The sequence below is a fragment of the Nitrosomonas mobilis genome, assembly GCF_900103035.1.
GTDB classification, from domain to species: Bacteria; Pseudomonadota; Gammaproteobacteria; order Burkholderiales; family Nitrosomonadaceae; genus Nitrosomonas; species Nitrosomonas mobilis.
On sequence record NZ_FMWO01000041.1, the window covers coordinates 24,487 to 51,486 of the forward strand.

Sequence of the window (27,000 nt, forward strand, 5' to 3'; positions counted from 1 at the left end):
CCCAAGAGTGGATGGCGTTATTGCAAAATACAACGCCTGGTTATTGCTATTTTCGGGACGCAGGCGTACGTAGCAACAAATTACATAAATTAGCCAATCGCTCTCGCATTTCGCGACGGTCTACAATCAGATCAATTGCACCGTGTTCAAGTAAAAATTCTGCTCGCTGAAATCCTTTGGGCAACGTTTGCCTGACCGTTTGCTCGATGACACGCGGCCCGGCAAATCCAATCAACGCACCTGGTTCTGCAATTACCACATCACCAATAAAAGCAAAACTTGCCGATACCCCCCCCATCGTAGGGTCAGTCAGCACTGATATAAAAGGTAATTTATTTTGGGCCAGCCGTCCCAATGCCGCGCTGGTTTTGGCCATTTGCATCAGTGAAAACAAACCTTCCTGCATCCGCGCACCGCCACTTGCACTGAAGCAGATAAAAGGTGAATGCTGATTCAGCGATACCTCAACGGCGCGAGCAAAACGTTCACCAACTACTGATCCCATAGACCCGCCCATAAAACCAAACTCAAATGCGGCTGTTACGACAGGTACTGATAGAATAGTGCCTTGCATGACAATCAAGGCATCCGTCTCATTAGTAGACCCACTTGCCTGCGTTAATCTCTCGGTGTAGCGTTTACCATCCTTGAATTTAAGCGGGTCCAGCGGGGTCACATCCGCGGCGACTTCCTTACGATCAGCCGGATCCAGTAATAATTCGAGCCGTTCTCGTGCAGCAATACGGTTGTGATGCCCACATTTCGGGCAAACATTGAGGTTTTTGACCAGATCAGTATAGTAAAGTACCGCCTCGCAAGCCGCGCACTTGCTCCATAAACCTTGAGGCACAGCTTTCTTCTCGCCGTTTTCCTTACGCTTGATCTTTGGTGGGATAATACTATGAAACCAGCTCATGACTTATTTTTCCGTGACAACCTCATTAAGACTCGCGCTATCGATGGCACGACGCATGGAAGCAACCAAATTTCCGACAACCTCCAGCGGGTTATCGCCGGAAGCTTGCTCGATTTCTTCGACAATACGACTACCAACCACTACTGCATCAGCCAACTGAGCGATCGCGTGAGCAGTTGATTCATCTCGAATACCAAAACCAACCCCAATTGGGAGATTGATATACGATCGAAGCTGAACAAGTTTATCCCTGACACTATCAAGGTCAAGGTGTGACGCACCCGTCACACCTTTTAATGAAACATAATAAACATAGCCGCTCGCTAATTGGGCAACCTGTTTCAGGCGCGTTTCCGGTGTCGTGGGAGACAACAAAAAAATCGGATCAATATCCCATTTTTTCAGTTGCTGCACCCACTCGGCGCATTCTTCTGGCGGATAATCGACAACCAGCACCCCATCGACCCCTGCCTCACTGGCAGCTTCGGCAAAAGCTGCATATCCCATCGCCTCAATAGGATTAGCGTAACCCATCAACACCACCGGTACCGCCTGGTTTTTCTGGCGAAATTTCGCCACCATGACAATCACGTCTCTCAGGCCAACGTGATGTTTCAATGCTCGCTCCGAAGAACGCTGAATAGTCGGACCATCCGCCATCGGATCTGAAAACGGCACGCCTAATTCGATAATATCCACACCAGACTGTACCAACTGATGCATCAGTGCCACTGTGACAGCAGGATCAGGGTCGCCGGCTGTGATAAAAGGAATCAAGGCTTTTCTTTTTTGTTGCGCTAATGCTGCGAAAGTTGATGTGATTCGGTTCATTTCCTTCTCAGGTGAAATAAGTCAGACGGCGGAAAGGTAATGATCACCACCTGATCAGAGTGCAATTCCAGATTGTTCTGCGACAGTTGCCATATCTTTATCGCCCCGTCCCGAAAGATTAATCAGCAGAAGCTTATCTTTACCCAACGTAGGAGCGAGCTTGGCAGCATAAGCCAGCGCGTGACTCGACTCCAGTGCAGGAATAATACCCTCAAACCGGCAAAGAGCATGAAAAGCCGATAATGCCTCCTCGTCTGTTACTGCGACATATTCGGCACGCCCGCAATCCTTGAGCCAGGAATGCTCTGGCCCGACACCAGGATAATCTAATCCAGCAGAGATGGAATGAGTCTCGACAATCTGACCATTCTCGTCCTGAATCAGATAGGTGCGGTTACCATGCAGGACACCCGGCTTACCGGTAACCAGCGTAGCGGCATGTTGGTGAGTCCCGATCCCTTTGCCTGCTGCTTCAACACCGATCATGCGTACACCGGTATCATCGACGAATGGATAAAAAAGCCCGATTGCGTTTGATCCACCACCAACACAGGCTATCAGTATGTCCGGCTGCCGGTCATAGTCCTGCTGCATTTGCATTTTTGCTTCTTGACCGATAACAGCCTGAAAATCCCTGACCATCATTGGATAGGGGTGCGGCCCGGCTACCGTACCAATAATATAGTAAGTATTTTCAACATTGGTCACCCAGTCGCGCATGGCTTCATTGAGTGCATCCTTAAGCGTGCGCGAGCCAGACTCTACCGGCACGACCGTCGCACCAAGTAATTTCATGCGGTAAACATTGGTTGCCTGCCGCCTCATATCTTCGGACCCCATGTAAACCACGCACTCCATACCATAACGCGCAGCTACCGTTGCACTTGCCACGCCATGCTGACCAGCGCCCGTTTCTGCAATCACGCGGGTTTTGCCCATACGCCTGGCAAGCAGTGCCTGGCCGACCGTATTGTTGATTTTATGTGCACCAGTATGATTGAGATCCTCGCGTTTGAGCAGGATCTGCGCGCCACCCAGATGCTCTGACCAGCGTTTCGCATGATATACCGGACTGGGACGTCCCACGTAATGTTTGAGTTCTTGTGAAAATTCCGCTTGAAATATTGGATCATTACGACAACGCTCATAATGCTCGCATAATTCGTTCAGTGCCGCAATTAGCGTCTCGGCTACGAATGTGCCACCATAAGGACCAAAATGACCGTGTTTGTCGGGTAGATCATAAATTTTCACAAGCTCTGACTCCTTGCATGAATGCAGCTATTTTATTGATATCCTTGATACCCGGCGTCAGTTCAACACCGCTGGATACGTCCACAGCTAGCGGACGCGTATGCTGGATTGCTTCCACGATATTTTCCGGATGCAACCCACCTGACAGCACCCAAGGCACAGGTAAAGCAGCGGGAATCAGCTTCCAGTCGAAGACACAGCCTGTGCCACCCGGCATACCCGCCTTATATGCATCCAGCAACAAGGCACGTGCATTCGCATGTTGCTGTGCGCATTGTAGCAAATCCAATCCCTCCTTGACACGAAACGCCTTGATATAAGGTAAATGAAACTGGCTGCAGAATTCGGGAGATTCATCACCATGAAACTGCAATAGACTCAAATTTGCTATTGCTGCACTTTTTTCTACCCACGCTTTTTCCGGATTGACATACACTCCCACAGTATGCACAAAAGGTGGTAAAAATTCGGTGATTTTTTTGACATCGACCGGTGAAATAAAACGCGCGCTCTGTTCCCAGAGAATAAAACCAATAGCATCCGCCCCGGATGCTACAGCTGCCAGTGCATCTTCCGGGCAGGTGATGCCACATATTTTTACGCGAATCTGCATGAGAGTTATTTCCTTCGGTTTCTGCCAAACATCACGAGATGCTTGTATGCAGTGCCTTGATTGTCGGCAAGTGCCAGATATCAGGGTAATGCACACCCGCCAGATACAATCCATCCGGCGAAAAGGTGGGGGCGGCTAAAGCACGATCGCGTTTATCCAGGATCATTTGAATCCATTCGGTAGAATATCGTCCCTTACCAATATAAACGAGGCTGCCGACAATATTGCGAACCATGTGCTGCAAAAAAGCGTTGGCGTGCAGCTCAAAAGTCAGGAGTGGCCCTTGCTGCGTAATCTCAAGTTTGTGAATTTGACGCACCGCACTTTTTGCCTGGCATTCGGCTGAACGAAATGTACTGAAGTCATGTTCCCCGACTAACCACTCGGACGCGGCCTGCATTTTCCTGAGATCAAGGGGGTCGTGAATCCAACCAACTTTTCCTTGCAGAACCGCAGGGCGAACAGGACGATTTAGTAGGCGATATACGTAAGTACGCCCATTTGCACTGTAACGGGCATGAAAATCGTGAGGAACCTCACCAGCCCATAGCACCGAAAGCGCAGGGGATACTAACGCATTCACTCCCCTGACCCAGGCAGTCATAGGACGCGCAACATTGGTTTCAAAATGTACAACCTGATACAAGGCATGTACGCCTGCGTCGGTACGTCCCGCAGCTACCGTCCGAATAGACTGACAGGCGATATGCGATAATGCGTTTTCCAGTTCAGACTGAACAGACGGACGCGCAGGCTGTTTCTGCCAGCCACAATAGCCTTGTCCATCGTATTCCAGCACCAAGGCAACTTTCACGAAAAGGAGATGATTGCCAGCTGTTGGTTTCGGACAGTGATCATAAAATAAACGGGTTCAATAAAAGACGCGTCCCAAAAACCACAGCTCATCACAATACTTCGCTGCATAAAAACGTTTTCTCACATACATGCGGCGTCAACATTTTTTATTCGCACTCAGTCTTGCTTAAAACTTTAAATTTTGGAGGTCAACTAAAGAACGTAACGCAGGCCATTTGATACGATGCCCCAACCGAAACGAGCTTCGCTTGGGTTACGTAATGTGCAACCCGACCTGTTTAATCATTTAATCACCGATTTCAGACAGCATGGTTCGTGCTGTTTCCTGTTGCTCAGCATCACCTTCCTGCAGAACTTCCTGAAGAATTTCTCGAGCGCCATCCCGATCTTCCATTTCAAGATAGGCTTTTGCCAGATCAATTTTAGTGGAAACTTCCTGCCAGTGATCGCTTCCTGCTTCCACAAAGTTTTTGGATGCCGGCGTTGCTGCAGATTCGTCTCCAAAATTCAGATCAATACGAGCGAATTTTTCGTCGAGATTGACAGATTTATGCCCGGCCTGTTCCGCATGGTCTGCATAGTTCGATTCAAAATCAATTTCGTGACTATCCTTGGAGGCCGCAGGTTCATCAACCAGCGCATCTTCGTCAAAAATATTCTTCTCGACGTGTTCCTCAGTTTCACGAGTTTCGCTACTAGGGGAACGCCACGTATCGATTGCCTTCTCAGCCATAATGTCAGCCGATTGTTTGGAACCTTCATCTCTTTCATCGGAATCGGAATCAGTTTCAATTTTAATCTCTTCTTGAAATATTCTTGATAATTCAATTGAATCTTCTGAACTGGTTTGAGCAGATCCAGCTGTAGATACCTCTTCTGTAGACGGACTCTCATCCAGTTTCCTGCCAAAGAAAAATGCTGGGTTGGGAGACGTTCCTTCAACTCCGCTCTTTTCTGTTTCTCGATCAAAATCAGACTGGCCAGGAACATCATTTTCTGTGCGTGTGCCGGAAATTTCCGAAGCCGAAGCACTCCCCGGCTCAATCACTTCATAATTTCCTATGTCATCATATGCGTCTATCTCCGCTTGCTCCTGACGACGATGAAACATGGAAATACCAAGCCAAGTAGCCAGTAAAACTGCCAGCGCACCACCGATCAGCATAACATTTTCGGTCGCGAAATCAATGAGCGCATCCAGCCAGGCGAATTCGTCCGGATCTGTGAGATCGGGTTGCAAAATAGTTGCAGGGATCGGATCTGTTACGGGTTGAGCAGGGATTGTAAATTCCGGCATGACCGACGAGTCCCTTGCAAAATCCTGACCGGCATATTCATCTGCAGGCACTGATGGTGCTTCTGCAGATGGTATACTGGCCGGCTCAGCGGGTGTCAATACTGACTTAGAAAGCTGGCCAAGCTGTGCCGATTCCAGTCCTTCATCCTTAAGCTGCAATAAGCGCTGCAGCCTGTTAACATTCTGCTCCAGCTGGGCAACACGCTCATTTGCCTCTCGCAAAGCACGTTCTTTCGCGATGGCGTCTTCTTCCATCATTTGCATATGTTGCTGAGATGAACCTTTCGCAACCTCAGCATTGGTCGGTTGTTTGTCCTGAAGCAGCTCCCCTTTAGAGAGTCGCAGCACCTCTTGGGATATGGCGCCTTCTGCCGAAGTGGCCTCATCGGTAACCGATGTAATTTTACCCGATGCTGATTGCTGCGATTGCGAGCTGACAATCCCGTTGGCCATATCGGCAACTCTCTGGCGATAACTATGCCAGTCGGCTGTTTGCGTTCTGACTTCACGTACCGCTTCTTTTGGTGAGATTGATGCAATTTCCTGTTGCTCGGGAATACGAAGAACTGCTCCAATTCTGAGCAAATTCATATTTTTTTCAATAAAAGCATCACGATTGGCACGATATAACGCTACCAGCATCTGGTTAAGATCAATACCATCTGGCGTTATTTGCCGTGCGATTCGGGTCAGATTGTCACCGGATACCACAGGACCATAACTGGCTTCATTCCAGTCATCGGCAGATTGCTGCCGGACGCTTGATACAACTGACCTAGTGTTTGCCATCCCTTCGGTAGATGCTCGCGCAGATTCGTCAGTACCCGCTTTAACCGCGTCATTCTGTGTAACGGGGACTTGTGGCGTGAGTGGCATTTCTGCCGGATCAAGTAAAACTGTATATTCCCGCAACAAGCGGCCAGCTGCCGAATTCAGTTCAATCAGCAAGTTAATGAAGGGCTCATTAATGCTTTGCGAAGAAGCCATCTGCAAGTATGGGCGACCATCAACTCGCCTTGCTACCGTTACCGATAAACCAGCATGATAATCAAGGTATTTCAGCCCAGCTTGTCGGAATGCCTCCGGTGATGCCAACTTCGCTGTCAGGGTGGGAATGTCGCTTTCCTTGATTGCAACCAGCTCTACCTCAGCCTTAAATGGTTGCCCTAGATAAGAACCCACGGTCAGCTTACCCAGGCCCGCTGCCAGCACTATCCATGGGGCCATGAACAGACAAATCAATAGCGATATATTTAGCAGCAAGTGGGGAAGAAATATTATCTTCCGCATGTATTTAATTTTTTTCACACAGTTACCCCTGATATTTCCCAAAATAACTTTTTGATACTAACATCGAAATATGCCAAGTGGAATCAGAATTGATTGATCAAATCAGCTTAATTTGTCATTTCCAGCCAAAAACTATGCTATAAGGATATCAGCAAGCCTGCTCAGTGACGATCATTCGCATCATCCGGCGCAATGGTTCTGCCGCGCCCCACAGCAACTGGTCACCTACTGTAAAAGCAGACAAATATTTCCCACCCATATTTAATTTACGAATGCGGCCAACATGAATATCCAGCTTACCGTTTACGGCAACTGGTGTGAGTTCTTTGGTCGTAATTTCCCGTTCATTGGGAATAATTCGTACCCAGTCATTCGCTGTCGAAATCATTTCATCAACTTCATCCAGCGGAACATCACGCTTAAGTTTAATCGTTAACGCCTGCGAATGGCAGCGCATGGCACCTACCCGCACACAGATACCATCGATTGGAACCGGACTGACAGTATGATCGAGTATCTTGTTGGTTTCAGCCTGACCTTTCCACTCTTCGCGACTTTGTCCATGCGCAATTTCACGATCAATCCATGGGATCAAACTGCCAGCCAGTGGCACACCAAAATTTTCAACTGGGAAGTCATGGTCACGCAGTTTTTGGGATACCTGGCGATCAATATCCAGGATATTGGATGCCGGGTTTTCCAGCAAATCCTTGGCAACCTGATAAGTCTGCCCCATCTGGGTCAGTAATTCTCGCATATTCTGTGCGCCCGCCCCTGAAGCGGCCTGATAGGTCATAATGCTTGCCCATTCGACTTGGTCATGCTCAAACAATCCCCCAACCGCCATTAGCATCAGACTGACCGTACAATTACCTCCAATAAAATTTTGCACTCCACGGCGCAAAGCTTTTTCAATAACCGGACGATTGACCGGATCGAGTACGATGACAGCATCATCCTGCATTCTGAGGGTTGAAGCCGCGTCAATCCAGTAACCATTCCAGCCGGCAGTACGCAGTTTGCCAAAAATTTCATTAGTATAATCACCGCCCTGACATGAAATAATAATATCCATACCCCGCAGCGCATTAGTATCAAAAGCGTTTTTGAGCGGGGGAACGTCGCGCCCGATTTCGGGGGCTACACCACCCGCCTGTGAAGTTGAAAAAAATATTGGCTCGATTAGATCAAAATCATTTTCTTCGCGCATCCGCTGCATCAATACAGAACCGACCATTCCCCGCCACCCAACAAAACCAACTCTTTTCATTTGATGATTAAACTCGTATTGTGATAAAACTAATTAAACAGACATTCTTTTCGAGGAGTGTCTGTAGATATGGATTTTTATAAGAATCCGCAAAGAGTTATTACGTGAATTTCAATAGTCGACTTTAGGGCGTTTCCTGAAATTCAGAGCTCTAAACGATACCGGGCAAGTATAAAAAATATTGGTGCAACATCTATTTGATATATAGAAAGTATTTTCATGCACAACAACATACGGCAACAAAAATGAGTTTTAATAGACGCCCTTTGGGACCGTGCCTACAAATAGCTTAATACTGCATCGCCCATCTCGGTTGTACTGACTTTGCGCATACCTGTCTCAAAGATATCAGCCGTTCGATAACCTTCCGCCAACACCTGTCGGACTGCGCGCTCTATCCTGACAGCCAGCTGCTCTTCACTGAAAGAATAGCGCATCATCATCGCAACGGACAAAATAGTCGCTAACGGATTGGCAATATTTTTGTCAGCAATATCCGGCGCCGATCCATGTATCGGTTCGTATAATCCCTTGTTGTTCTCATCCAGAGAAGCAGACGGAAGCATGCCGATTGAGCCAGTCAGCATGGATGCTTCATCCGAAAGAATGTCACCAAAAATATTGCCGGTCACCATAACATCGAACTGTTTGGGATCCCTTACCAACTGCATGGCAGCATTATCCACCAGCATGTGGGATAGCGTAACATCCGGATAAATCTCGGCTGTTTCAATGACGACATCTCGCCATAGCTGGGTGCATTCCAGCACGTTCATTTTATCAATAGAGCACAACCTGCCGTTGCGCCTGCGGGCAGCCTGAAAAGCAACATGCGCAATCCGTGCAATCTCTGACTCTGAATAAATCATGGTATTGAAACCAAACCGCTGACCTTCTCTGATTTCAATACCACGTGGCTGCCCAAAGTAAATATCACCCGTTAATTCACGCACAATCAGAATATCGAGACCAGAGACAACTTCCGCTTTCAGCGTAGAAGCATTTGCCAACTCAGGAAACAACATGACAGGTCGAAAATTAGCAAACAGATTCAAAGCCTTGCGAATAGACAGCAATCCTTGCTCTGGACGTTTTTCACGAGGCAATAAATCGTAGCGCGGTCCACCAACCGCGCCCAGCAAAAGTGCGTCGGCATCGGCAGCTAATTGCTGCGTTGCAGGCGGAAAAGGCTCACCGCAAGCGTCAACCGCGCACCCGCCCAATAAACCGGGCTCAATCTCAATTTTCTGGCCTTCCTCGATAAAAAACCGTAGCACCCGTTCAGCCTGAGCAACTATTTCCGACCCGATACCGTCCCCTGCAAGCAATGCAATCTTCATATTATTCCGCTTATGTTACGCAAACAACCACGGTTGCTCTATCCGTCGTTTTTTCTCGTAGTCCCTTATTTTTTCAGCATGTTGCAAAGTCTGACCAATTTCATCCAGGCCATTCAGTAGACAATGTTTGCGGAAAGCATCTATCTCAAAAAAGTAATGTTCTCCTGAAGGGGTTGAAACAATCTGCGCATTAAGTTCAACTAACAATCGATAGCCAACTGTAGCTTCAGTTGCCTTGATCAGGCGATCTACAATCGTTCCATCCAGCACTATCGGCAACAAACCTATCTTGAAGCAATTGTTGAAAAAGATATCGGCAAAACTTGGGGCGATGATGATGCTGAATCCATAATCCTGCAACGCCCACGGCGCATGCTCGCGGCTGGATCCGCAGCCAAAATTATCGCGTGCGAGCAGAATCTCCGCACCCTGATATCGCGGTTGATTCAGAATAAAATCCGGATTGATCTGGCGTTGGGCCACTGTCATTCCCGGTTCACCATGGTCCAAAAAACGCCATTCATCAAACAGATACTGCCCAAACCCGGAACGTTTGATTGATTTCAGAAACTGTTTGGGAATAATTGCATCGGTATCGACATTAGCGCGATCCAACGGTACCACCAGGCCATTACACTGCTCAAATTTCTTCATCTATTAATCTAATAACCGAATTTATTTCGCCGTTTTCTCAATTGCCTCACCACCCCGCTGAACATCCTTACCAAGACCCTGCATAGTATTACAGGATGACAATGACAACACTAATACCAACAACAATAATAAACAGCTATTTTTCATGGGCAATATCCTCTGAAGAAAAGTAATAATTAAATTATGAATCAATATCAACAAAATGACCTGCAATAGCCGCCGCTGCCGCCATTACCGGACTTACCAAGTGGGTTCTTCCACCTGGGCCCTGTCTGCCTTCAAAGTTGCGATTGGAAGTCGAAGCACAGCGCTCTCCCGAACCCAATCGATCTTCATTCATAGCGAGACACATCGAACACCCTGGATCGCGCCACTCAAATCCCGCCTCCCGAAAAATCCTGTCCAGCCCTTCCTGCTCTGCTTGTGATTTTACCAGACCCGATCCCGGCACAACCATGGCAAGTTTGATGTTGGAAGCGATTTTTTTTCCAGCCACTACAGCTGCTGCCGCCCGCAAATCTTCAATGCGAGAGTTGGTGCAAGAACCGATAAAAATTTTGTCGAGATAGATTTCAGTGATGGGCATATGGGGCTGCAGATCCATATATTCAAGCGCACGCATCACGGCATTGCGCTTGACCACATCCACAATATCGGACGGAGCAGGAACACGTCCATTTACTGACGCAACCATTTCGGGCGAAGTCCCCCACGTCACTTGTGGCTTGATTCTGGTCGCATCCATTCTTACCGTTCGATCAAAAATGGCATCTTCATCACTCTTAAGTGTCCGCCAATAAGCTATTGCCTGTTCCCATAACAAACCTTTTGGCGCAAAAGGTCGATCCTTGAGGTAATCGATAGTCACATCATCTACTGCGATCATACCAGCGCGCGCACCTGCCTCAATTGCCATATTGCACAACGTCATGCGTCCTTCCATACTCAGCGCCCGGATTGCGCTACCAGCAAATTCAATAGCATATCCATTTCCGCCAGCGGTACCAATCTCGCCAATTACCGCAAGGGCGATATCCTTGGCAGTCACACCTGCAGGCAACACCCCTTCCACCAGCACCTGCATCGCTCTGGATTTTTTGGTCACAAGGCATTGTGTTGCCAGCACGTGCTCAACTTCCGAAGTGCCAATACCAAAGGCCAGGCAGGCAAATGCTCCGTGCGTGCTGGTGTGGGAATCTCCGCAAACTACCGTCATACCAGGTAAAGTAGCACCCTGCTCCGGCCCAATGACATGCACGATCCCTTGGCGCAGGTCGTCCATTTTGAATTCAGTAATACCAAATTCATCACAATTTTGATCGAGCGTCTCGACCTGTAGACGCGATACAGGGTCGCTGATACCGTGCCGACGATCCGTTGTTGGAACATTATGATCCGCCACCGCCAAAATTGAGCTGGTTCGCCATGGCTTGCGCCCAGCCATTCTCAAACTTTCAAATGCCTGCGGGCTTGTCACTTCATGCACCAAATGCCGGTCGATATACAGCAGAACCGTGGCGTCGGCTCCATCTGACTCCGCATGTACAACGTGACTTTCCCACAGCTTATCGTATAACGTTTTCATGGCCTTAATCTTAAACTAGATGACTGCCTGGATTTTCAGGAATACTCTTTAACCAGAAGATTATAATTCTTTTAGTCTCTCGGAAAGCGCATGATATGCCGGAAGCAGTGAACCCTCTCTTTCATTTCAAAAAATTGTGATACACAATGAGTCATACCAAACGTAAACATTCCTTTGAGGATTATAACGTAAAGCAAATACTTTCCACGTCGATTGAACGGGATGATGATGTACTCGATCTGGACGCACCCGAAAACACTGCCGGCCTGCGTCTTGATCAGGTTCTGGCTCGTTTATTGCCGCAATGGTCGCGCAGCAGACTGCAAGAATGGATCAAACAGGGCCGTATCAGTGTAGATGGCATGATCGCCAGCACCCGACAGAAAATATGGGGGGGTGAGAAAATCAGAGTTTTGCCCGGCCTGATCGATACAGATCGCTGCCATCACCCTGAGGCGATACCACTAAGCATTGTGTACGAAGACCGTCACTTGCTGGTAATCGACAAACCCGCCGGACTTGTCGTCCACCCAGGAAATGGCAACTGGCAGGGCACCATGCTTAATGCATTACTCAATCATGCAGAGCAGCTCAACCACGTCCCCCGCGCAGGCATTGTTCATCGCCTGGATAAACTGACATCCGGGCTGCTCGTCGTTGCCAAAACTGTTGAAGCACAATTCAGCCTGGTCAGGCAATTACAGCAACGATCCGTGAAAAGAGACTATCTGGCAATTGTACTGGGCGATATCAGAAAAAATGGCGTGGTGGATGCACCCATTGGCAGACATCCCAAGCACCGGACACGAATGGCGGTTACCGAAAACGGTAAGCCTGCACGTACCTACTACTATATCTTGGAGAATTTTCAGACATGCACACTATTGCGTTGCAGCCTGGAAACTGGTCGCACACATCAAATACGCGTTCATTTACGTGCAATCGGTCATCCTCTGGCCGGAGATCCTGTCTATGGCGGAAAATTTGTTGATCCAATTAATGCTCGCTTGCCTGAAACGATTTTGCAATTTCCAAGGCAGGCCCTGCACGCACTGCGGCTTGAACTGAACCACCCACAGACCGGACAATGGATGCAATGGAACTCACCCATACCAAATGATATTGCCGATTTGTTGAGAACATTAAGATCTTTCTGATTGTTTTTTGATAATACTCTTTCAGAAGATTGACATTTTCATGGCGCTGGCTGATAATCGCGCTTCATTTTTGTACCTCAAAGGGAAATCAGTAGTGAAGACTTTTTCTGCCAAACCACATGAAGTCAATCACGAGTGGTTTGTGGTTGATGCGACCGACAAAGTTCTAGGCAGACTGGCCGCGGCCATTGCCCACCGTCTGCGCGGAAAACATAAGCCGATTTATACCCCGCATGTGGATACAGGCGACTATATTGTGGTAATTAATGTTGACAAGCTGCGAGTTACAGGAAACAAGGCTGACGACAAGAAATATTATCGTCATAGCGGCTATCCCGGTGGAATTTACGAAACCACTTTCCGCAAGATGCACACTCGTTTTCCTGACAGACCACTTCAGAAAGCCGTCAAGGGTATGCTTCCCAAAGGGCCCCTTGGCTATGCCATGCTTAAAAAGCTAAAACTTTATGCTGGAAGCACGCATCCCCACACTGCTCAACAACCACAACCTCTAGAGATCAATACATAACATTCACTTATGGCAATCCAATACAATTACGGTACCGGGCGTAGAAAAAGCGCTGTCGCACGAGTTTTCATCAAATCTGGAACAGGCACCATTACTGTGAATCGTAAACCCATAGATGAATATTTTTCGCGGGAAACCGGGCGCATGGTGGTACGTCAACCTCTGGAACTTACTGGGCACACCAACACTCTCGATATCATGGTGAACATACATGGCGGCGGTGAATCCGGTCAGGCGGGCGCGGTTCGTCATGGCATTACGCGTGCACTCATTGATTACGATGAAACCCTTAAGCCTGTTCTGAAAAAGGCAGGTCTTGTGACACGTGATGCACGCGAGGTGGAGCGAAAGAAAGTTGGATTCCGCAAGGCTCGTCGGCGTAAGCAATTCTCAAAACGCTAAGCTGTTTACCATCAAGAAAGCCGCCTTCAGGGCGGCTTTCTTGTGTCCGGATTACTGTAACTTCGATTATTTATAGGAATGGGAGTTTTTACCGGCAATGTCTAAACTACTATTCAAACTGCGAGGAGTGCCGGATGATGAAGCGGATGAGATTCGTGCGCTACTGACAGAAAAGCAGATCGAATACTATGAAACGTCAGCGGGTAACTGGGGCATTTCACTGCCGGCACTCTGGCTGCAGGACGACTCGCGCTATCCGGAAGCCAAAGAGTTGCTGGATGCTTATCAGATAGACCGTACCCAACGTATACGTATAGAATATGCCAAACTAAAACAAGCGGGTAAACAAAAAACACTGAAAGATAGTTTTCTGGAAAATCCGCTCGCGTTCATTGGCTATATTTTTATCGTTATTGTGTTGCTTTATCTGCCATTCAAGATCGTGGTAGAGCTTGGAAAATGGTAGATCTACCGAATAGTATTCATAAAAATTATTTTATTGCGCTGATTTGAAGCATACCTCAAGAGCCTTATCCGCCTGTCTGCTTGGCATCCTGACGGTTCCAGGTTTCGCGCCATTCTATTTTTACCTGCTGCCGTTGCTCACACTGGCATTACTGGGTATATTGCTGCGTAAAAGTGCCACCCCTTTTCAGGCTGCCTTAATCGGCTTCAGCTTTGCCGCAGGATTGTTTGGTGTCGGTGTAAGCTGGCTATACATCAGTTTACATGATTTCGGGAGCATGCCACCGCCACTGGCAATCATCGCGCTGATACTGCTGTGCATTTATCTTTCCCTGTTTCCCGGGCTGGCCGCCGGTATTGCCAACCTCACTGCTTTGCGCAGGTCGCTGATCTGGCCATGGATCATTGCTGCCCTTTGGACATTTAGTGAATGGTTGCGTGGTGTGCTGTTTACCGGTTTTCCCTGGCTGGCGGTCGGTTATTCGCAAGCACCGGCCAGTCCGCTAGCCGGTTTTGCATCCATTATCGGAGTATACGGCGTTTCTTTCCTGCTGATTCTAACTGCCTCCGGATTGGCCTGCTGGCAGGAGCAATGGAAAAACTGGCGGTTTGGCGTACCGCTGATCGTAATCTGGCTGGCTGGATGGGGATTGCAACAGCTCAGTTGGGTTACACCCTCTGGTGAGCCGATCAAAGTAAGTCTGCTGCAGGGCAATATTCCACAGGATCTGAAATGGCGTCCCGATCATACGCTAACCTCGTTGCAGACTTACCTGCAACTGGTTAAGGAAAGCTCAGGTCAACTGATCATCACGCCGGAAATCTCCTTTCCATTGTTCAGCGAGGAATTACCCGAGTCATATCGATCAATCCTCAGAGATCATGCACGGCGCAATCAGGGAGATACCCTGATCGGTATGGCGGAACGGGGCACAACTGATGACGAATATTACAATACGATGTTCAGTTTTGGGATATCACCCGAACAAAAATACCGCAAGCATCATTTGGTACCGTTTGGCGAGTATATTCCGCTAAAACCGGTATTTGGGCGCATCGTTGAAGTCCTGAATATTCCATTGTCAGATTTTTCTCGTGGCAGCAGGCACCAGCAGCCAATGCAACTCGCGGGGAAGCAAGTCGCGATCAATATCTGCTACGAAGACGTATTTGGCGAAGAAATTATCTGGCAACTTCCTAAAGCTGAACTGCTGGTGAATGTCAGTAATGATGCCTGGTTCGGACGGTCGATCGGCCCCTGGCAGCATTTACAGATTTCGCAGATGCGCGCGCTCGAAACCGGGCGCTACATGCTGCGTGCCACCAATACAGGGGTAACCGCAATCATCGACGAGCGCGGACGGGTGCTACAAACGCTGGAAATGTTTACGACTGGCGCACTGAACGGAGAAGTACAGGGGTTCAGTGGCGCCACTCCGTACGTGCGGTATGGCAACGGACCGATCCTGGGTCTGATCAGCCTGCTGTTGCTGGCTGGCAGCGTCACAGTGTTTTCGGCACTGCGCAAAAACCTGTAGAATCGCGATATTTTGAATCACACGGGCAGGCGCATGACCACACCAACTTTTCAGGAAATTATTCTGACATTGCAGCAATACTGGGGACAGCAGGGGTGTGCTTTGCTGCAACCCTATGATATGGAAGTTGGTGCGGGTACCAGCCATACCGCGACATTTCTGCGTGCTATCGGTCCTGAACCCTGGCGAGCTGCTTACGTGCAACCCTCGCGCCGCCCCAAAGATGGACGTTATGGCAATAATCCCAACCGGCTTCAGCACTACTATCAGTTTCAAGTAGTGCTCAAACCTGCGCCCCGCAATATTCTGGATTTATATTTTCGCTCATTGCAGACATTGGGGCTGGATTTGCAGCAGAACGATGTTCGTCTGGTCGAGGACGACTGGGAGAATCCCACGCTGGGCGCCTGGGGATTAGGCTGGGAAGCGTGGCTGAATGGCATGGAAGTAACGCAATTCACCTATTTCCAGCAGGTGGGCGGATTGAGCTGCCGACCGGTTACCGGTGAGATCACTTACGGACTGGAGCGCCTCGCCATGTATTTACAGGGGGTGGAAAGTGTGTTTGATCTTAGCTGGACCAAAGGACTCAGTTATTATGACGTCTACCACCAGAATGAGGTGGAGCAATCCACCTATAACTTTGAATACAGCGATATCCGTTTTCTGTTACTGGCCTTTGGTGAATACGAGGCGCAGTGCGACCGTCTGATGGATGTACAACTCGCTCTACCAGCTTATGAGCAGCTGTTGAAAGCCGCACATACGTTCAACCTGCTCGATGCGCGTAATGCCATCTCGGTGACCGAGCGCGCCGCTTATATTGCACGAATTCGCAATCTGGCACGACGTGTTGCGCAAGCCTATTATGACAGTCGCGCGCGTCTGCAACCTCCCTTTCCGCGAGCACCCAGAGAATGGGTGGAAGAACTGCTTGAACAGCTCCAGACCAAATCCGCATGAATTCCCAAAACCTGCTGGTCGAACTGTTGACGGAAGAGTTGCCACCCAAGGCGCTCAGAAAGCTCGCTGCAGCTTTTGCGGAAGGCATTGAAAGAAGCCTGTGTCGGCAAAATCTTGCGACGGAAGCATCCTGTGCAACAGTATTCGCCACACCCAGGCGACTGGCCATTCACCTGACGGCAGTGCTGGCACAGGCTCCCGAACAACCCGTTTCGCAAAAATTGATGCCAGTTCAAGTTGGTCTGGACGCCCAAGGTCAGGCTACACCCGCCTTGCTGAAAAAACTGGCAGCGCTTGGTGCAGAGGCAACAGTCGTGCCACAGCTCAGACAAATACGTGAAGGCAAGTCAAATGTGCTGTTTCTGGATCGCACTCAGCCGGGGGAGTCTCTAGCTGATGGCTTGCAGATTGCGCTCAATGAGGTCGTGCAACAATTACCAATTCCCAGGGTAATGGCCTATCAGCTTGCTGATGGCTGGCAGAATGTGCATTTTGTGCGACCTGTACATGGTTTGCTGGTATTGCACGGGGATGCGATCATCCCCATTCAGGCATTTGGGCTGGTTGCGAGCAGTATGACTCAGGGACACCGTTTTGAAGCCAAAACAGAGCATCTGATGATCGGACATGCGGATCACTATGAAGCACGGTTACAAACCGATGGAGCGGTAATCCCTCACTTCGACCGACGCTATGAGCTTATCTGGCATGAATTGCAAGCTACCGCCGCCAGTCTTGACTTGAGAGTGATCGAAGATACCGCCTTACTCGATGAAGTGACCGCACTGGCCGAACGTCCCAACATCCTGGTTGGCTCATTTCCTGCGGAATTCCTGCAAGTACCGGCAGAATGCCTGATTCTGACGATGAAGGCCAATCAGAAATACTTTCCGCTGGTGGATGCTGCCGGCCAGCTCGCCAATCGCTTCCTGATCGTCGCCAACATCACGCCGACCGATGCAACCAACATCATTACCGGCAATGAACGTGTCGTCCGTTCAAGGCTTGCGGATGCGCAGTTCTTCTTTGAGCAGGATCGAAAAACCACGCTGGCCTCCCGCCTGCCCGGCCTTGACAAGGTGATTTACCATCATCAACTGGGTTCGCAAGGAGAGCGTATTGCCTATCTGTGTCGGCTGGCACAGGCATTCGCCACCCAGCTGGGAAACGATGCACTGGCAAAACAGGCAAAACAAGCTGCCAGTCTCGCCAAGGCGGATCTGCTGACGGATATGGTAGGCGAATTTCCCGAGCTACAGGGCATCATGGGGCGCTACTACGCGCAATACGAAGGGATCTCCGACGCCATTGCCTTTGCAATCGAGGATCATTACAAGCCCCGTTTTGCCGGAGACGAATTACCGCGTAACCTGGTCGGGGTCTGTGTGGCGCTCGCTGACAAACTGGAGACACTTGTCAGCATGTTCAGTATCGGACTGACCTCAAGTGGGGATAAGGATCCCTACGGACTACGCAGGCATGCTCTCGGTACCATCCGCATTCTGATCGAAAAAAACCTGCCATTATCGCTCGATGAACTGCTTGCAACAACGATCGCCATTCTCGGTGATCCGGTAACAAGCCATGTGCGGCCAGTTTCGCCGCAGCTCGCCTCGCAGTTGCAGGAATTTTTCTTTGACCGGCTCGCTTATAATCTGCGCGAGCAAGGCTACCGTCCACAGGAAATCGAGGCTGTACTCAACCTGCGACCGCAGCACCTCTATGACATTCCAAAACGGCTCGCTGCTGTACGGGCTTTTGCAGCGTTACCCGAAGCAGCCAGTCTGGCAGCGGCAAACAAGCGTGTCAGCAACATACTCAAGAAATCAAATAATGCAGATATGTCGCTGCAGTTGGCCAATCTACGGGAACCAGCAGAAATTACCCTTTATCAGGTACTTTCCGCAATCGAGAAAGAGGTCGATGCTGCATTCAGCAATGGAGATTATGTCAATGCATTGCAAAAACTGGCAGCATTGAAAGAACCGACAGATCATTTCTTTGATCAGGTATTGGTCAACTGCGAAGATCTGCTGTTGCGTCAAACACGCCTCGCCCTGCTGGCAAAATTACAAGCTGCGATGAACCGGGTAGCGGATATAGCCTGTCTTGCTGGATAAGCCTGTCATGAAGTTGATCATTCTCGACCGGAATGGCGTCATCAATCAAGCGCTCGATACTTACATCAAGTCACCTGACGAATGGTTGCCGATTCCGGGAAGTCTACAGGCGATTGCTCGCCTGACACACGCCGGTTACCGGGTAGTCATCGCGATGAATTGTGCCACGATCGGGCGCGGATTACTCGATATGAGCACTTTCAACGCCATCAACGACAAGATGTTCCGGTTGGTGCAGCAATCAGGTGGAAGAATCGATTCTCTATTTTTCTGCCCTCATGCCGACGGCAACAAATGCACCTGTCGCAAACCCGACATTGGCATGTTCGAAGAAATCAGTCAACGCTATGGCATCGGGCTTGATCATGTGCTGGCCGTAGGTGATTCACTGCGCGACCTGCAGGCGGCTGCCAAGGTGGGAGCCACACCAGCACTGGTACTGACCGGAAATGGTAAAAACACCCAGAAAGCTGGTAAATTGCCCGAGGGCACACAAATTTTTTCAGATTTGGCTGCGGTGGTAGACAGTTTTGGCATTAGTGCGTAGAAAGAAGTGGCTTGCGGGTGCCCGCTCGCTGATCTACCTGCTGCTGCAGGCAATCATTACGCCGCCGTATGCGCTGGTTACGCTCGCCTGTTATCCGTTGTCTCCCCATCAGCGCTATCGCGTCACCTACGGCTGGACCAGACTAATGCTGTTTCTGCTATGGCATGTCTGCGGCCTGCACTATCGCGTTATCGGTCGGGAGAACATACCCAGTCAACCCAGCATCATTCTCTCCAAGCATCAATCTGCTTGGGAAACACTCGCTTTACAGCAGATTTTCCCACCGCAGGTCTGGGTACTTAAAAAGGAGTTGTTGCGTATTCCTTTCTTTGGCTGGGGGCTAGCGATGACCAGCCCGATCGCCATTGACCGTAGCGCGGGTAAAGCTGCACTGGAGCAGATTGTCGAGCAGGGCAAAGAAAGGTTGAAACAAAATTTCTGGATCGTGGTATTTCCTGAGGGTACGCGAGTTCCCCCTGGCAGCAAAAGAAAGTACCGTATTGGCGGTGCCTGGCTGGCAGTGCATGCCAATACATTGCTCGTTCCGGTCGCACACAACGCTGGTGAATTCTGGGGAAAGAATTCGTTCATCAAATACCCCGGCACAATCGTAGTAAGTATCGGCGAACCCGTCAACCCGGCTGGCATGGAACCAGCTGAGCTGATCCAGAGGATGGAAACATGGATCGAATCAGAAACCGCGCGCATCAGCAATGCTGAAAGTAGAAACAGCGATTGATCACAATACCTACTTTCGAGTTTCAGTCTGTATGTCTATAATGGAATCGAAAACGGCAGGCGTAGCCACTAGCTGCCCTTGACCGTTTTTGATTATCAATCCAATAATGAAATGAGGAGTAACGTAAATGAAGTCAAGAATATGGGCTATGACTCTGATAAGTTTATTAGTACCACTCCATGCCAATGGCGGTGGCAATCCAGATTTCGTCAAATTTCCGGAAGGCTATGAGCAGATTTTTTCTCAATACAGTGTCGCCAATCGCGCCAATCAAACCCAGGTAGCAAAGTTCTACGCAAATCAGATTGCGGTGGAGAGCTACAAGAAAGGCGAAGAAGCCGCTCCCGGTTCGGTCGTCATCATGGAAATCTATGAACCAAAAAAAGATACCAGTGACAAAATAATCTCCGGGCAGAATGGCCTTTTCGAAATTGACAAACTGGCAGCCGTAGCGGTTATGGAAAAAAGAAATAACTGGGATAGCGCCTATCAATCCTCTGACCGTACCGGAGACTGGGGTTTCGCTGTCTATAACCCCGATGGTACGGTAAAAGTAAATGACCTCAACTGCGTGCAGTGTCACACTCCACTGCAACAGCAGGATTATTTATTCAGTTTCCAGAAATTGGTGGATTTTGCTACCGGGCATTAATAAAAGATTGGTTATTTAAGCGTACATTTCCGCAAAAACGGGAATGCACGCTTAGCTATCTCAAAATTTTGACTGAAAGTCGGACATCACGAGTGTCCATGCATGGACGTCAGCGCTCTTTTTATTGGAAACAAGCAAGGCCAGAAATTCAATTCTCATTTTCTTGATTGGGGAGATTAATTCTGGCGTCAATAGACTGGCTCCGAATCCACCCTGAGCGACCATCCCGAGTTTCAATACGTAGCCAGTACCCGTGATAGGTAGTGGCAGTTACGGCAGTGTTCGGTGCCAACATGCTTTGTGTTTCTGCGTTATCGTTTGGAGCGATTTTCAGTGATTCGTTTTGCTTGGTTTGCAAGAGAAGCGGAGTACTCAATATCGCAGAAGTTGGCTGTTGCTCGTATGATTTTTCTGTCAATCTAGTGATCATTTCAATACCTTCCTGGGATTGCGCGGCATAACTCATGGCGCTACTGAAATCTGCATGTTCATAAGCCAGGAGGGCGGCATCCAGAAAAGACTGCACAAGCGATAGCAATGCAGGGTTGTATTTGGCGACGGCAGACTGTTTCAGCATATTCAGCGAAACTTCAACTTCAGCGATTTTGGAAGCAGCTTCGGGTTTCGTGGCGAGTCGATATTGCTGACTCTTGGCCTGACTAACACCGCTTGCTGGCCTCAGCAAGGTCTGCTCCTGAGTTTGATCCGGATCTAGCTCTCTGGTGGCTTGGCTCTGGATAAGTTTGTCCTTTTCAGTCAATAACCGTTTTAATCTGACAATTTCATGCTGATATGCTTTCACTGTCGGCATTTTCTCTGGAACAGGAATGACGACACGCTTACCCGGCCAGGATGCAACTGATCTTTTGGGAACAGGAGTAGCCGTAGCATTGTCGGTATTCCCGAGACCTGGTTGATGGAATGCACATCCGGACACGCCAATGCTGACTACTATTAGACTGACCGACAGGAGTCGAGTTAAGATAGTACGCCTACGCCGCGACTGTCTGTAATTTGGTATTTCTCGATACATAAGAAAATGACAAGCATTACCATTAATTGACGAATTATTTCATTGATATCTCAAAGCCAAGTCACGAAAAGCTGGGGGAAAGGGGCTTAATCCACCATAAACCCATTATATACGTCAGGTCATCGCGATTCCAATTTACCGTATCGACACATTTGCAGCGACTCCTTTCCTGCCCTAAAATGCAGCATTCAAGACACTGAATGATCTAAATGCAAACACTATTGCGCTGGTTAGCCATTCAATTTGCTGCCATTCTGATTCTGCTGGGAATCGTCACTGTGATACTGGGGGAAATTGCAACCGGACCAGCTCCGACTTCGGTCGAGATCCTGGTCCCAGACTTTCCGGTAAAAAATGTCAGAATAAATACGAATAATCATCATACTGTCCACGGCTGGTTGATTGAAGGGCGACCTGGCCACGGCGCAGTGTTGCTTGTGCATTCGATGCGCAGCAATCGCCTCGAAATGCTCGGGCGGGCAAGTTTCCTTGGTAATCAAGGTTACAGTGTGCTAATGATCGACCTGCAGGCACATGGCGAAACGCCAGGTGATCGAATCACATTTGGTGCGCGTGAATCCAATGACGTAGCTGCTGCCATCGCTTATCTGCGCGAGCAGTTTCCCCGGGAACGTATTGGCGCTATCGGCGCTACTCTTGGGGCTGCTGCCATTTTACTGGCTGATCCCCCACTCAGACTGGATGCCGTGATATTGGAATCAGTACATCCCACTTTTGCACAAGCTGTCGAGAATCGACTGAGGTTGCACTTGGGAGAGACAGGAGTGTATCTCAAGTTTTTGCTGCTGCCTTATTTTGCTTTCCTGCTAGATTTACCTGTCAATGAATTGAATCCGATCGACCGAATTGGTAGTTTACATGCTCCCTTATTGCTGATTGCAGGTACACAAGACCAGCACACCACGCAATCGGAAGCGGCACATTTATTTGTAGCTGCGTCGCCACCCAAGGAGTTCTGGGTAATTGAAGGTGCAGAACACTATAATATGCATACCTACGCCGGAAAAACCTACGAGGAGCGGATTGATGATTTCTTGTCCAGCTACCTCCGGAAATGACTACAGACCTGATTTTCAGCAATGCTGTCTTTGATCGGCCTTTTTAAATTCACGTCTTATGGATTGTCATGACTGGATATCAACATATTTTACTGGCAGTAGATTTCTCGGATCAGGACGACTACGTTATGCAAAAGGCACGCGGCCAGGCCGCGTTAACGGGCGCCAAAATGAGCATCATTCACGTGCTGGATAATATTCCCATGCCGGATACGCCTTATGGAACCATGATCCCTCTTGATGCAAAAACAACCTATGCCATGCTTGAGGCTGAGAAAAACAGACTGAACAAACTGGCTGAAGTGATAGCAATCGAACCCGCACACCGCTGGCTAGTGTGGGGCGAACCCAAGCAGGAAATTGTTCGGATTGCCGAGCAGGAAAATGTTGATCTAATTGTAGTAGGTTCACATGGCAGACATGGCCTGGCTTTGCTGCTTGGCTCAACTGCCAATGGTGTACTGCACCACGCCAAATGTGATGTGCTGGCTGTCAGACTGCAACATTCCTGATAGCCAATTGGGGCAGCACGGCAATAACCGTTTCGCTACAATACACATTTCTTGAGCCTGTTCCCTGTGAAGCCTTCTTCTTTGCGCAAAAAATTGCGCGCACTGTTCATTACTCCCGAAATCTTTCCGCTATGCAAAACCGGAGGACTAGGTGACGTCAGTGCTGCCCTGCCTGCAGCACTTCGCGATCTTAACATCGATATCCGTATTTTGTTGCCAGGCTATCCGTCAGTATTATCCGGGTTAAAAGTCAAACGCAAACTGGCCGAATTCAATTTCTCGCCACATTTTCCGGTCGCTACGCTGATTGCATCCCGACTACAGGTACATGTGAACGACTATGTTCCTATCTATGTAATTGATTGTCCGGAATTATATAAACGAGAGGGCGGGCCTTACAGCAACGCTGCCGGAGAGGACTGGCCGGATAATGCCCAGCGTTTTGGCCTGCTATCCAGAATCGGTGCGCTGCTGGCAAGTGACGCCAGCCCACTGGCTTGGATACCTGAAGTTGTTCACTGCAATGACTGGCAGAGTGGTCTGACACCGGCTTATCTACATTTTCATGATGGAAAAAAAGCTGCCAGCCTCATGACGCTGCACAATCTGGCCTTTCAGGGCTGCTTCCCGCCCGGAGAAGTTGGCAGACTTGGATTGCCGTCAGAAAGTCTGAGTATGCATGGGCTGGAATATTACGGCAATATGTCATTCCTCAAGGCGGGTATTTTTTATGCTAACCACATTACTACCGTCAGCCCCAGCTATGCCGAGGAAATACAGCAAGAAACACTGGGTTTTGGCCTGCAGGGATTGCTGACTGAACGCCGTAATCATCTGTCCGGCATCCTCAACGGCATCGACACAACTATCTGGAATCCGCAGACCGATCCCTATATTTGCAAAAATTATTCGATCAGAACGCTGGCGGCCAAATCTGTTAATAAGCTCGCCTTGCAGCAGTCACTCGGACTAGAAGTCAATATTACCATCCCCCTGTTTGCCGCCATCAGCCGTATCAGTCACCAGAAAGGCTACGATCTATTGCTGCAGATTGCCCCCATGCTGGAAAAATGGTCTGCACAGCTGGTTGTGCTTGGTAGTGGAAATACTGCACTGGAGAATCAGCTGATTGCACTGCAGCAGGCATTCCCAAAAAATATTGTAGTCCGCATTGGCTACGATGAACCGCTGTCACATCAGATCGAAGCGGGCGCTGATTGCTTCCTGATGCCTTCCCGTTTTGAACCTTGCGGGTTAAACCAGATGTACAGCCAACGCTATGGCACATTACCACTGGTCCATGCCACGGGAGGATTGCAGGATACTGTCGTGGATACTACGCCCAGAACCATCGCCAATGAGACCGCCAGCGGATTTATTTTTGATGCCGTGACACCACAATCTTTTCTCGCCGCGATTGAGCGGGCCCTGGCTACCTATGGTAATCGCCGATTATGGCGCAGCCTGCAACGCAATGCTATGCGCAAGGACTTCAGCTGGAAAACGAGCGCACTAGCTTATCGCTCGATTTATCAAAAAATTGCATTCAACTAACCGGGTAAGCTGGAAACAGCTTTATTCATCTGCTCGGATTAAGGTCCCTACGCCCTCGTCGGTCAGAATCTCCAGCAACAGGGCATGCTTTACCCGGCCATCTATGATGTGGCAGGATTTGACACCATGCTTGACAGCGTCGAGTGCGGAACCGATCTTTGGAAGCATACCGCCAGAAATTGTGCCATCGGCAAACAGTTCATCTACCCGGCTTGCCGTTAAGCCTGTCAACAGACTACCACTTTTATCCAACACGCCCGATGTATTGGTCATCAGGATCAATTTCTCCGCTTTGAGCGTCTCTGCGAGTTTGCCGGCAACCATATCTGCATTGATGTTGTAGGATTCCCCTTCCTGACCTACCCCGATCGGCGCGATTACTGGAATAAAGTCACGACTATCCAATAACGCGATCAAGGATGGGTCGATATGCTCGATCTCACCGACCTGACCAATATTGATCCACTCGCCCGCCTTTTTCTGATCCGCCATCAGCATTCGTTTTGCGCGGATAAAAGCTCCGTCCTTTCCGGTCAATCCAACTGCATGCCCACCATGTCGGTTGATCAGATTAACTATTTCCTTATTGACAAGCCCGCCGAGGACCATCTCGACCACATCCATCGTTTCATTGTCAGTGACACGCATTCCCTGGATAAAGACGCCTTCCTTGCCGACGCGCTTCAGCATCTGGTCAATCTGTGGCCCCCCACCGTGAACGATAACCGGATTCATCCCAACCAACTTCAGCAATACCACATCACTGGCGAAGCTTTGCTTGAGCGCTTCATCAACCATGGCGTTGCCACCATACTTGATAACAATGGTCTTGTCGTGAAAACGACGAATATAAGGGAGTGCCTCGGCAAGAGTCCTTGCCTTTTCATTGGCGGTAACGGGATTCAACATAATGTTGGACGCTCAGGTGACAGCAGCATTTATTTCTACCTCTACCGGGCAATCTGATAAAAAGCTTGTAATCGCACCAGTCTGGCAAGATTAAGTACTCGCCACGACCGACCCTGTCGATCATGATAAATGCCGGTTACAAAAGGACGAGGGTCATCGCTATCCGGTGACAGAGTAAACTCAGCCATGCTCCTGATCCCGAGCATGCCACCTGTCAAAATGGCACAGTTGGCATGCAGACGCGAAGTAGCGAGAATTACCCGGTTTTTTATGCTGTGCCCAGTAGTTGGCGCATCTCCGATGAATTGAGTAAGATCGCATAATCCATAAGGATTGCCGTGTACATTGATCATACCGAGAAACCAGGAGCGTGTCAGAAATACAGGCGTAATTTTGGGAACGGGTAATACCTCGCCAATTTCGTTCATGCCAACCAGCCAGCGATCATTCCCAATCAAAAATCCCAATACCGGAATAGTTGCCGGTTGGTTTGGGTTGATTTTGTCGATTTGTGCGTTTAATGCCAGCTGATAGTCCAACATGATGCCCGGTTTGCTTCTCATGGAAAATCAAGGTTCTTAATCTTTTGTAATAAATCGTCGATACTCACCGGCTTGGTGATATACGCTCGCGCCCCCTGCCGTAGGCCCCATATTTTGTCGGTTTCCTGGTCTTTGGATGTGCAGAGAATAACGGGAATATGCCGAGTTTCATCATCCCTGGCTAACATGCGGGTAGCCTGAAAACCATTGATTCCCGGCATTACCACATCCATCAACACCAGATCCGGCATGTATTGCTTGATCTTGAGCACACCCTCTTCACCACTTTCAGCAGTTCCAACCTGATAACCACCTTTGGTCAGCATTCTGCTCAGGATATGCCGGTCTGTTGGTGAGTCATCAATCACCAGTATCGTGTTGATTATCATCTTT

At 49.0% G+C, this 27,000-nt stretch carries 28 protein-coding genes; 13 read left to right on the plus strand and 15 right to left on the minus strand.

The genetic code is table 11. From position 1 onward, the window contains the following. Positions 1-46: 46 nt before the first annotated feature. The 11 genes from accD to leuC all read right to left on the minus strand — a co-directional run bounded on the left by accD (position 47) and on the right by leuC (position 11,866). Positions 47-916 carry an acetyl-CoA carboxylase, carboxyltransferase subunit beta gene (gene accD / locus NSMM_RS04660; RefSeq protein WP_090285090.1) on the minus strand — a complete coding sequence of 290 codons (870 nt, stop codon included), beginning with the start codon at positions 914-916 and terminating at the stop codon, positions 47-49. Between the two features lie 3 nt (positions 917-919). After that, positions 920-1,747 carry a tryptophan synthase subunit alpha gene (gene trpA, locus NSMM_RS04665; RefSeq protein ID WP_090285091.1) on the minus strand — a complete coding sequence of 276 codons (828 nt, stop codon included), beginning with the start codon at positions 1,745-1,747 and terminating at the stop codon, positions 920-922. 54 nt (positions 1,748-1,801) lie between these two features. Beyond that, complete coding sequence (trpB, locus tag NSMM_RS04670) at positions 1,802-3,001, minus strand: tryptophan synthase subunit beta (RefSeq protein ID WP_218121012.1); 1,200 nt, start codon at positions 2,999-3,001, stop codon at positions 1,802-1,804. After that, positions 2,988-3,614 (minus strand): phosphoribosylanthranilate isomerase, encoded by a 627-nt coding sequence (locus NSMM_RS04675; RefSeq protein ID WP_090285093.1) that lies wholly within the window; start codon positions 3,612-3,614, stop codon positions 2,988-2,990. Before NSMM_RS04675 ends, trpB begins: the two co-directional genes overlap by 14 nt. A 31-nt stretch (positions 3,615-3,645) precedes the next feature. Beyond that, a complete protein-coding gene (gene truA / locus NSMM_RS04680; RefSeq protein WP_090285094.1) occupies positions 3,646-4,428 on the minus strand; it encodes a tRNA pseudouridine(38-40) synthase TruA in 783 nt (260 codons plus the stop codon). Between the two features lie 288 nt (positions 4,429-4,716). Beyond that, on the minus strand, positions 4,717-6,954 hold the full coding sequence (locus NSMM_RS04685) for a motility hub landmark protein FimV (RefSeq protein ID WP_245654683.1): 2,238 nt from the start codon (positions 6,952-6,954) through the stop codon (positions 4,717-4,719). 211 nt (positions 6,955-7,165) lie between these two features. Then, positions 7,166-8,287 (minus strand): aspartate-semialdehyde dehydrogenase, encoded by a 1,122-nt coding sequence (gene asd, locus NSMM_RS04690; RefSeq protein ID WP_090285099.1) that lies wholly within the window; start codon positions 8,285-8,287, stop codon positions 7,166-7,168. 278 nt (positions 8,288-8,565) lie between these two features. After that, positions 8,566-9,627: a 3-isopropylmalate dehydrogenase gene (gene leuB, locus NSMM_RS04695; protein WP_090285101.1), complete on the minus strand. Its 1,062-nt coding sequence runs from the start codon at positions 9,625-9,627 to the stop codon at positions 8,566-8,568. A gap of 15 nt (positions 9,628-9,642) precedes the next feature. Then, complete coding sequence (gene leuD / locus NSMM_RS04700; RefSeq protein WP_090285103.1) at positions 9,643-10,281, minus strand: 3-isopropylmalate dehydratase small subunit; 639 nt, start codon at positions 10,279-10,281, stop codon at positions 9,643-9,645. A gap of 21 nt (positions 10,282-10,302) precedes the next feature. Next, complete coding sequence (locus tag NSMM_RS04705) at positions 10,303-10,428, minus strand: entericidin A/B family lipoprotein (RefSeq protein ID WP_090285105.1); 126 nt, start codon at positions 10,426-10,428, stop codon at positions 10,303-10,305. Positions 10,429-10,462: 34 nt separating this feature from the next. Then, positions 10,463-11,866: a 3-isopropylmalate dehydratase large subunit gene (gene leuC, locus NSMM_RS04710; RefSeq protein WP_090285107.1), complete on the minus strand. Its 1,404-nt coding sequence runs from the start codon at positions 11,864-11,866 to the stop codon at positions 10,463-10,465. Positions 11,867-12,012: 146 nt separating this feature from the next. Here leuC and rluD point away from each other — a divergent pair, with 146 nt between their 5' ends. The 10 genes from rluD (at position 12,013) to NSMM_RS04760 (ending at position 20,978) form a co-directional block, all read left to right on the plus strand. Continuing rightward, positions 12,013-13,023, plus strand: coding sequence for a 23S rRNA pseudouridine(1911/1915/1917) synthase RluD (gene rluD / locus NSMM_RS04715; RefSeq protein WP_090285109.1), 1,011 nt, complete (start codon positions 12,013-12,015; stop codon positions 13,021-13,023). A 94-nt stretch (positions 13,024-13,117) separates the two neighbouring features. Next, positions 13,118-13,552, plus strand: a complete 435-nt coding sequence (rplM, locus tag NSMM_RS04720) for a 50S ribosomal protein L13 (protein ID WP_090285162.1) — start codon at positions 13,118-13,120, stop codon at positions 13,550-13,552. Positions 13,553-13,561: 9 nt separating this feature from the next. Continuing rightward, on the plus strand, positions 13,562-13,954 hold the full coding sequence (rpsI, locus tag NSMM_RS04725; RefSeq protein WP_090285111.1) for a 30S ribosomal protein S9: 393 nt from the start codon (positions 13,562-13,564) through the stop codon (positions 13,952-13,954). 97 nt (positions 13,955-14,051) lie between these two features. Beyond that, positions 14,052-14,420, plus strand: a complete 369-nt coding sequence (locus NSMM_RS04730) for a DUF6164 family protein (protein ID WP_090285113.1) — start codon at positions 14,052-14,054, stop codon at positions 14,418-14,420. Between the two features lie 43 nt (positions 14,421-14,463). Continuing rightward, positions 14,464-15,957, plus strand: coding sequence for an apolipoprotein N-acyltransferase (gene lnt, locus NSMM_RS04735; protein WP_090285116.1), 1,494 nt, complete (start codon positions 14,464-14,466; stop codon positions 15,955-15,957). Positions 15,958-15,990: 33 nt separating this feature from the next. Next, positions 15,991-16,920 carry a glycine--tRNA ligase subunit alpha gene (locus NSMM_RS04740; protein ID WP_090285118.1) on the plus strand — a complete coding sequence of 310 codons (930 nt, stop codon included), beginning with the start codon at positions 15,991-15,993 and terminating at the stop codon, positions 16,918-16,920. Continuing rightward, the gene (glyS, locus tag NSMM_RS04745) at positions 16,917-19,040 is read left to right on the plus strand and encodes a glycine--tRNA ligase subunit beta (protein ID WP_090285120.1); all 2,124 of its coding nucleotides are present in this window, start codon (positions 16,917-16,919) and stop codon (positions 19,038-19,040) included. The genes NSMM_RS04740 and glyS overlap by 4 nt, the downstream gene beginning before the upstream one ends. A 7-nt stretch (positions 19,041-19,047) precedes the next feature. Beyond that, the gene (gene gmhB / locus NSMM_RS04750) at positions 19,048-19,587 is read left to right on the plus strand and encodes a D-glycero-beta-D-manno-heptose 1,7-bisphosphate 7-phosphatase (RefSeq protein ID WP_090285122.1); all 540 of its coding nucleotides are present in this window, start codon (positions 19,048-19,050) and stop codon (positions 19,585-19,587) included. Next, on the plus strand, positions 19,571-20,326 hold the full coding sequence (locus tag NSMM_RS04755) for a lysophospholipid acyltransferase family protein (RefSeq protein ID WP_245654684.1): 756 nt from the start codon (positions 19,571-19,573) through the stop codon (positions 20,324-20,326). The genes gmhB and NSMM_RS04755 overlap by 17 nt, the downstream gene beginning before the upstream one ends. Before the next feature lie 127 nt (positions 20,327-20,453). Continuing rightward, positions 20,454-20,978, plus strand: a complete 525-nt coding sequence (locus NSMM_RS04760; protein WP_090285126.1) for a cytochrome P460 family protein — start codon at positions 20,454-20,456, stop codon at positions 20,976-20,978. A gap of 148 nt (positions 20,979-21,126) precedes the next feature. Here NSMM_RS04760 and NSMM_RS04765 read toward each other — a convergent pair whose 3' ends face one another. Next, positions 21,127-21,915, minus strand: a complete 789-nt coding sequence (locus NSMM_RS04765; protein WP_090285128.1) for an SH3 domain-containing protein — start codon at positions 21,913-21,915, stop codon at positions 21,127-21,129. A gap of 305 nt (positions 21,916-22,220) precedes the next feature. Here NSMM_RS04765 and NSMM_RS04770 point away from each other — a divergent pair, with 305 nt between their 5' ends. From NSMM_RS04770 to glgA, 3 genes are all read left to right on the plus strand, one after another. Further along, the gene (locus tag NSMM_RS04770; RefSeq protein ID WP_090285130.1) at positions 22,221-23,090 is read left to right on the plus strand and encodes an alpha/beta hydrolase; all 870 of its coding nucleotides are present in this window, start codon (positions 22,221-22,223) and stop codon (positions 23,088-23,090) included. 68 nt (positions 23,091-23,158) lie between these two features. Further along, positions 23,159-23,602: a universal stress protein gene (locus NSMM_RS04775; RefSeq protein WP_090285132.1), complete on the plus strand. Its 444-nt coding sequence runs from the start codon at positions 23,159-23,161 to the stop codon at positions 23,600-23,602. Positions 23,603-23,668: 66 nt separating this feature from the next. Beyond that, entirely contained in the window at positions 23,669-25,156 is a 1,488-nt protein-coding gene (glgA, locus tag NSMM_RS04780; RefSeq protein ID WP_090285134.1) for a glycogen synthase GlgA, read from the plus strand. A 21-nt stretch (positions 25,157-25,177) separates the two neighbouring features. Here glgA and argB read toward each other — a convergent pair whose 3' ends face one another. The 3 genes from argB to NSMM_RS04795 are packed head-to-tail and all read right to left on the minus strand — an operon-like array spanning position 25,178 to position 26,996. Beyond that, positions 25,178-26,065, minus strand: coding sequence for an acetylglutamate kinase (gene argB / locus NSMM_RS04785; protein WP_090285136.1), 888 nt, complete (start codon positions 26,063-26,065; stop codon positions 25,178-25,180). Between the two features lie 41 nt (positions 26,066-26,106). Continuing rightward, positions 26,107-26,628, minus strand: coding sequence for a chemotaxis protein CheW (locus NSMM_RS04790; RefSeq protein ID WP_245654686.1), 522 nt, complete (start codon positions 26,626-26,628; stop codon positions 26,107-26,109). Beyond that, positions 26,625-26,996, minus strand: a complete 372-nt coding sequence (locus NSMM_RS04795) for a response regulator (protein WP_090285138.1) — start codon at positions 26,994-26,996, stop codon at positions 26,625-26,627. The genes NSMM_RS04790 and NSMM_RS04795 overlap by 4 nt, the downstream gene beginning before the upstream one ends. Positions 26,997-27,000: the final 4 nt, after the last annotated feature.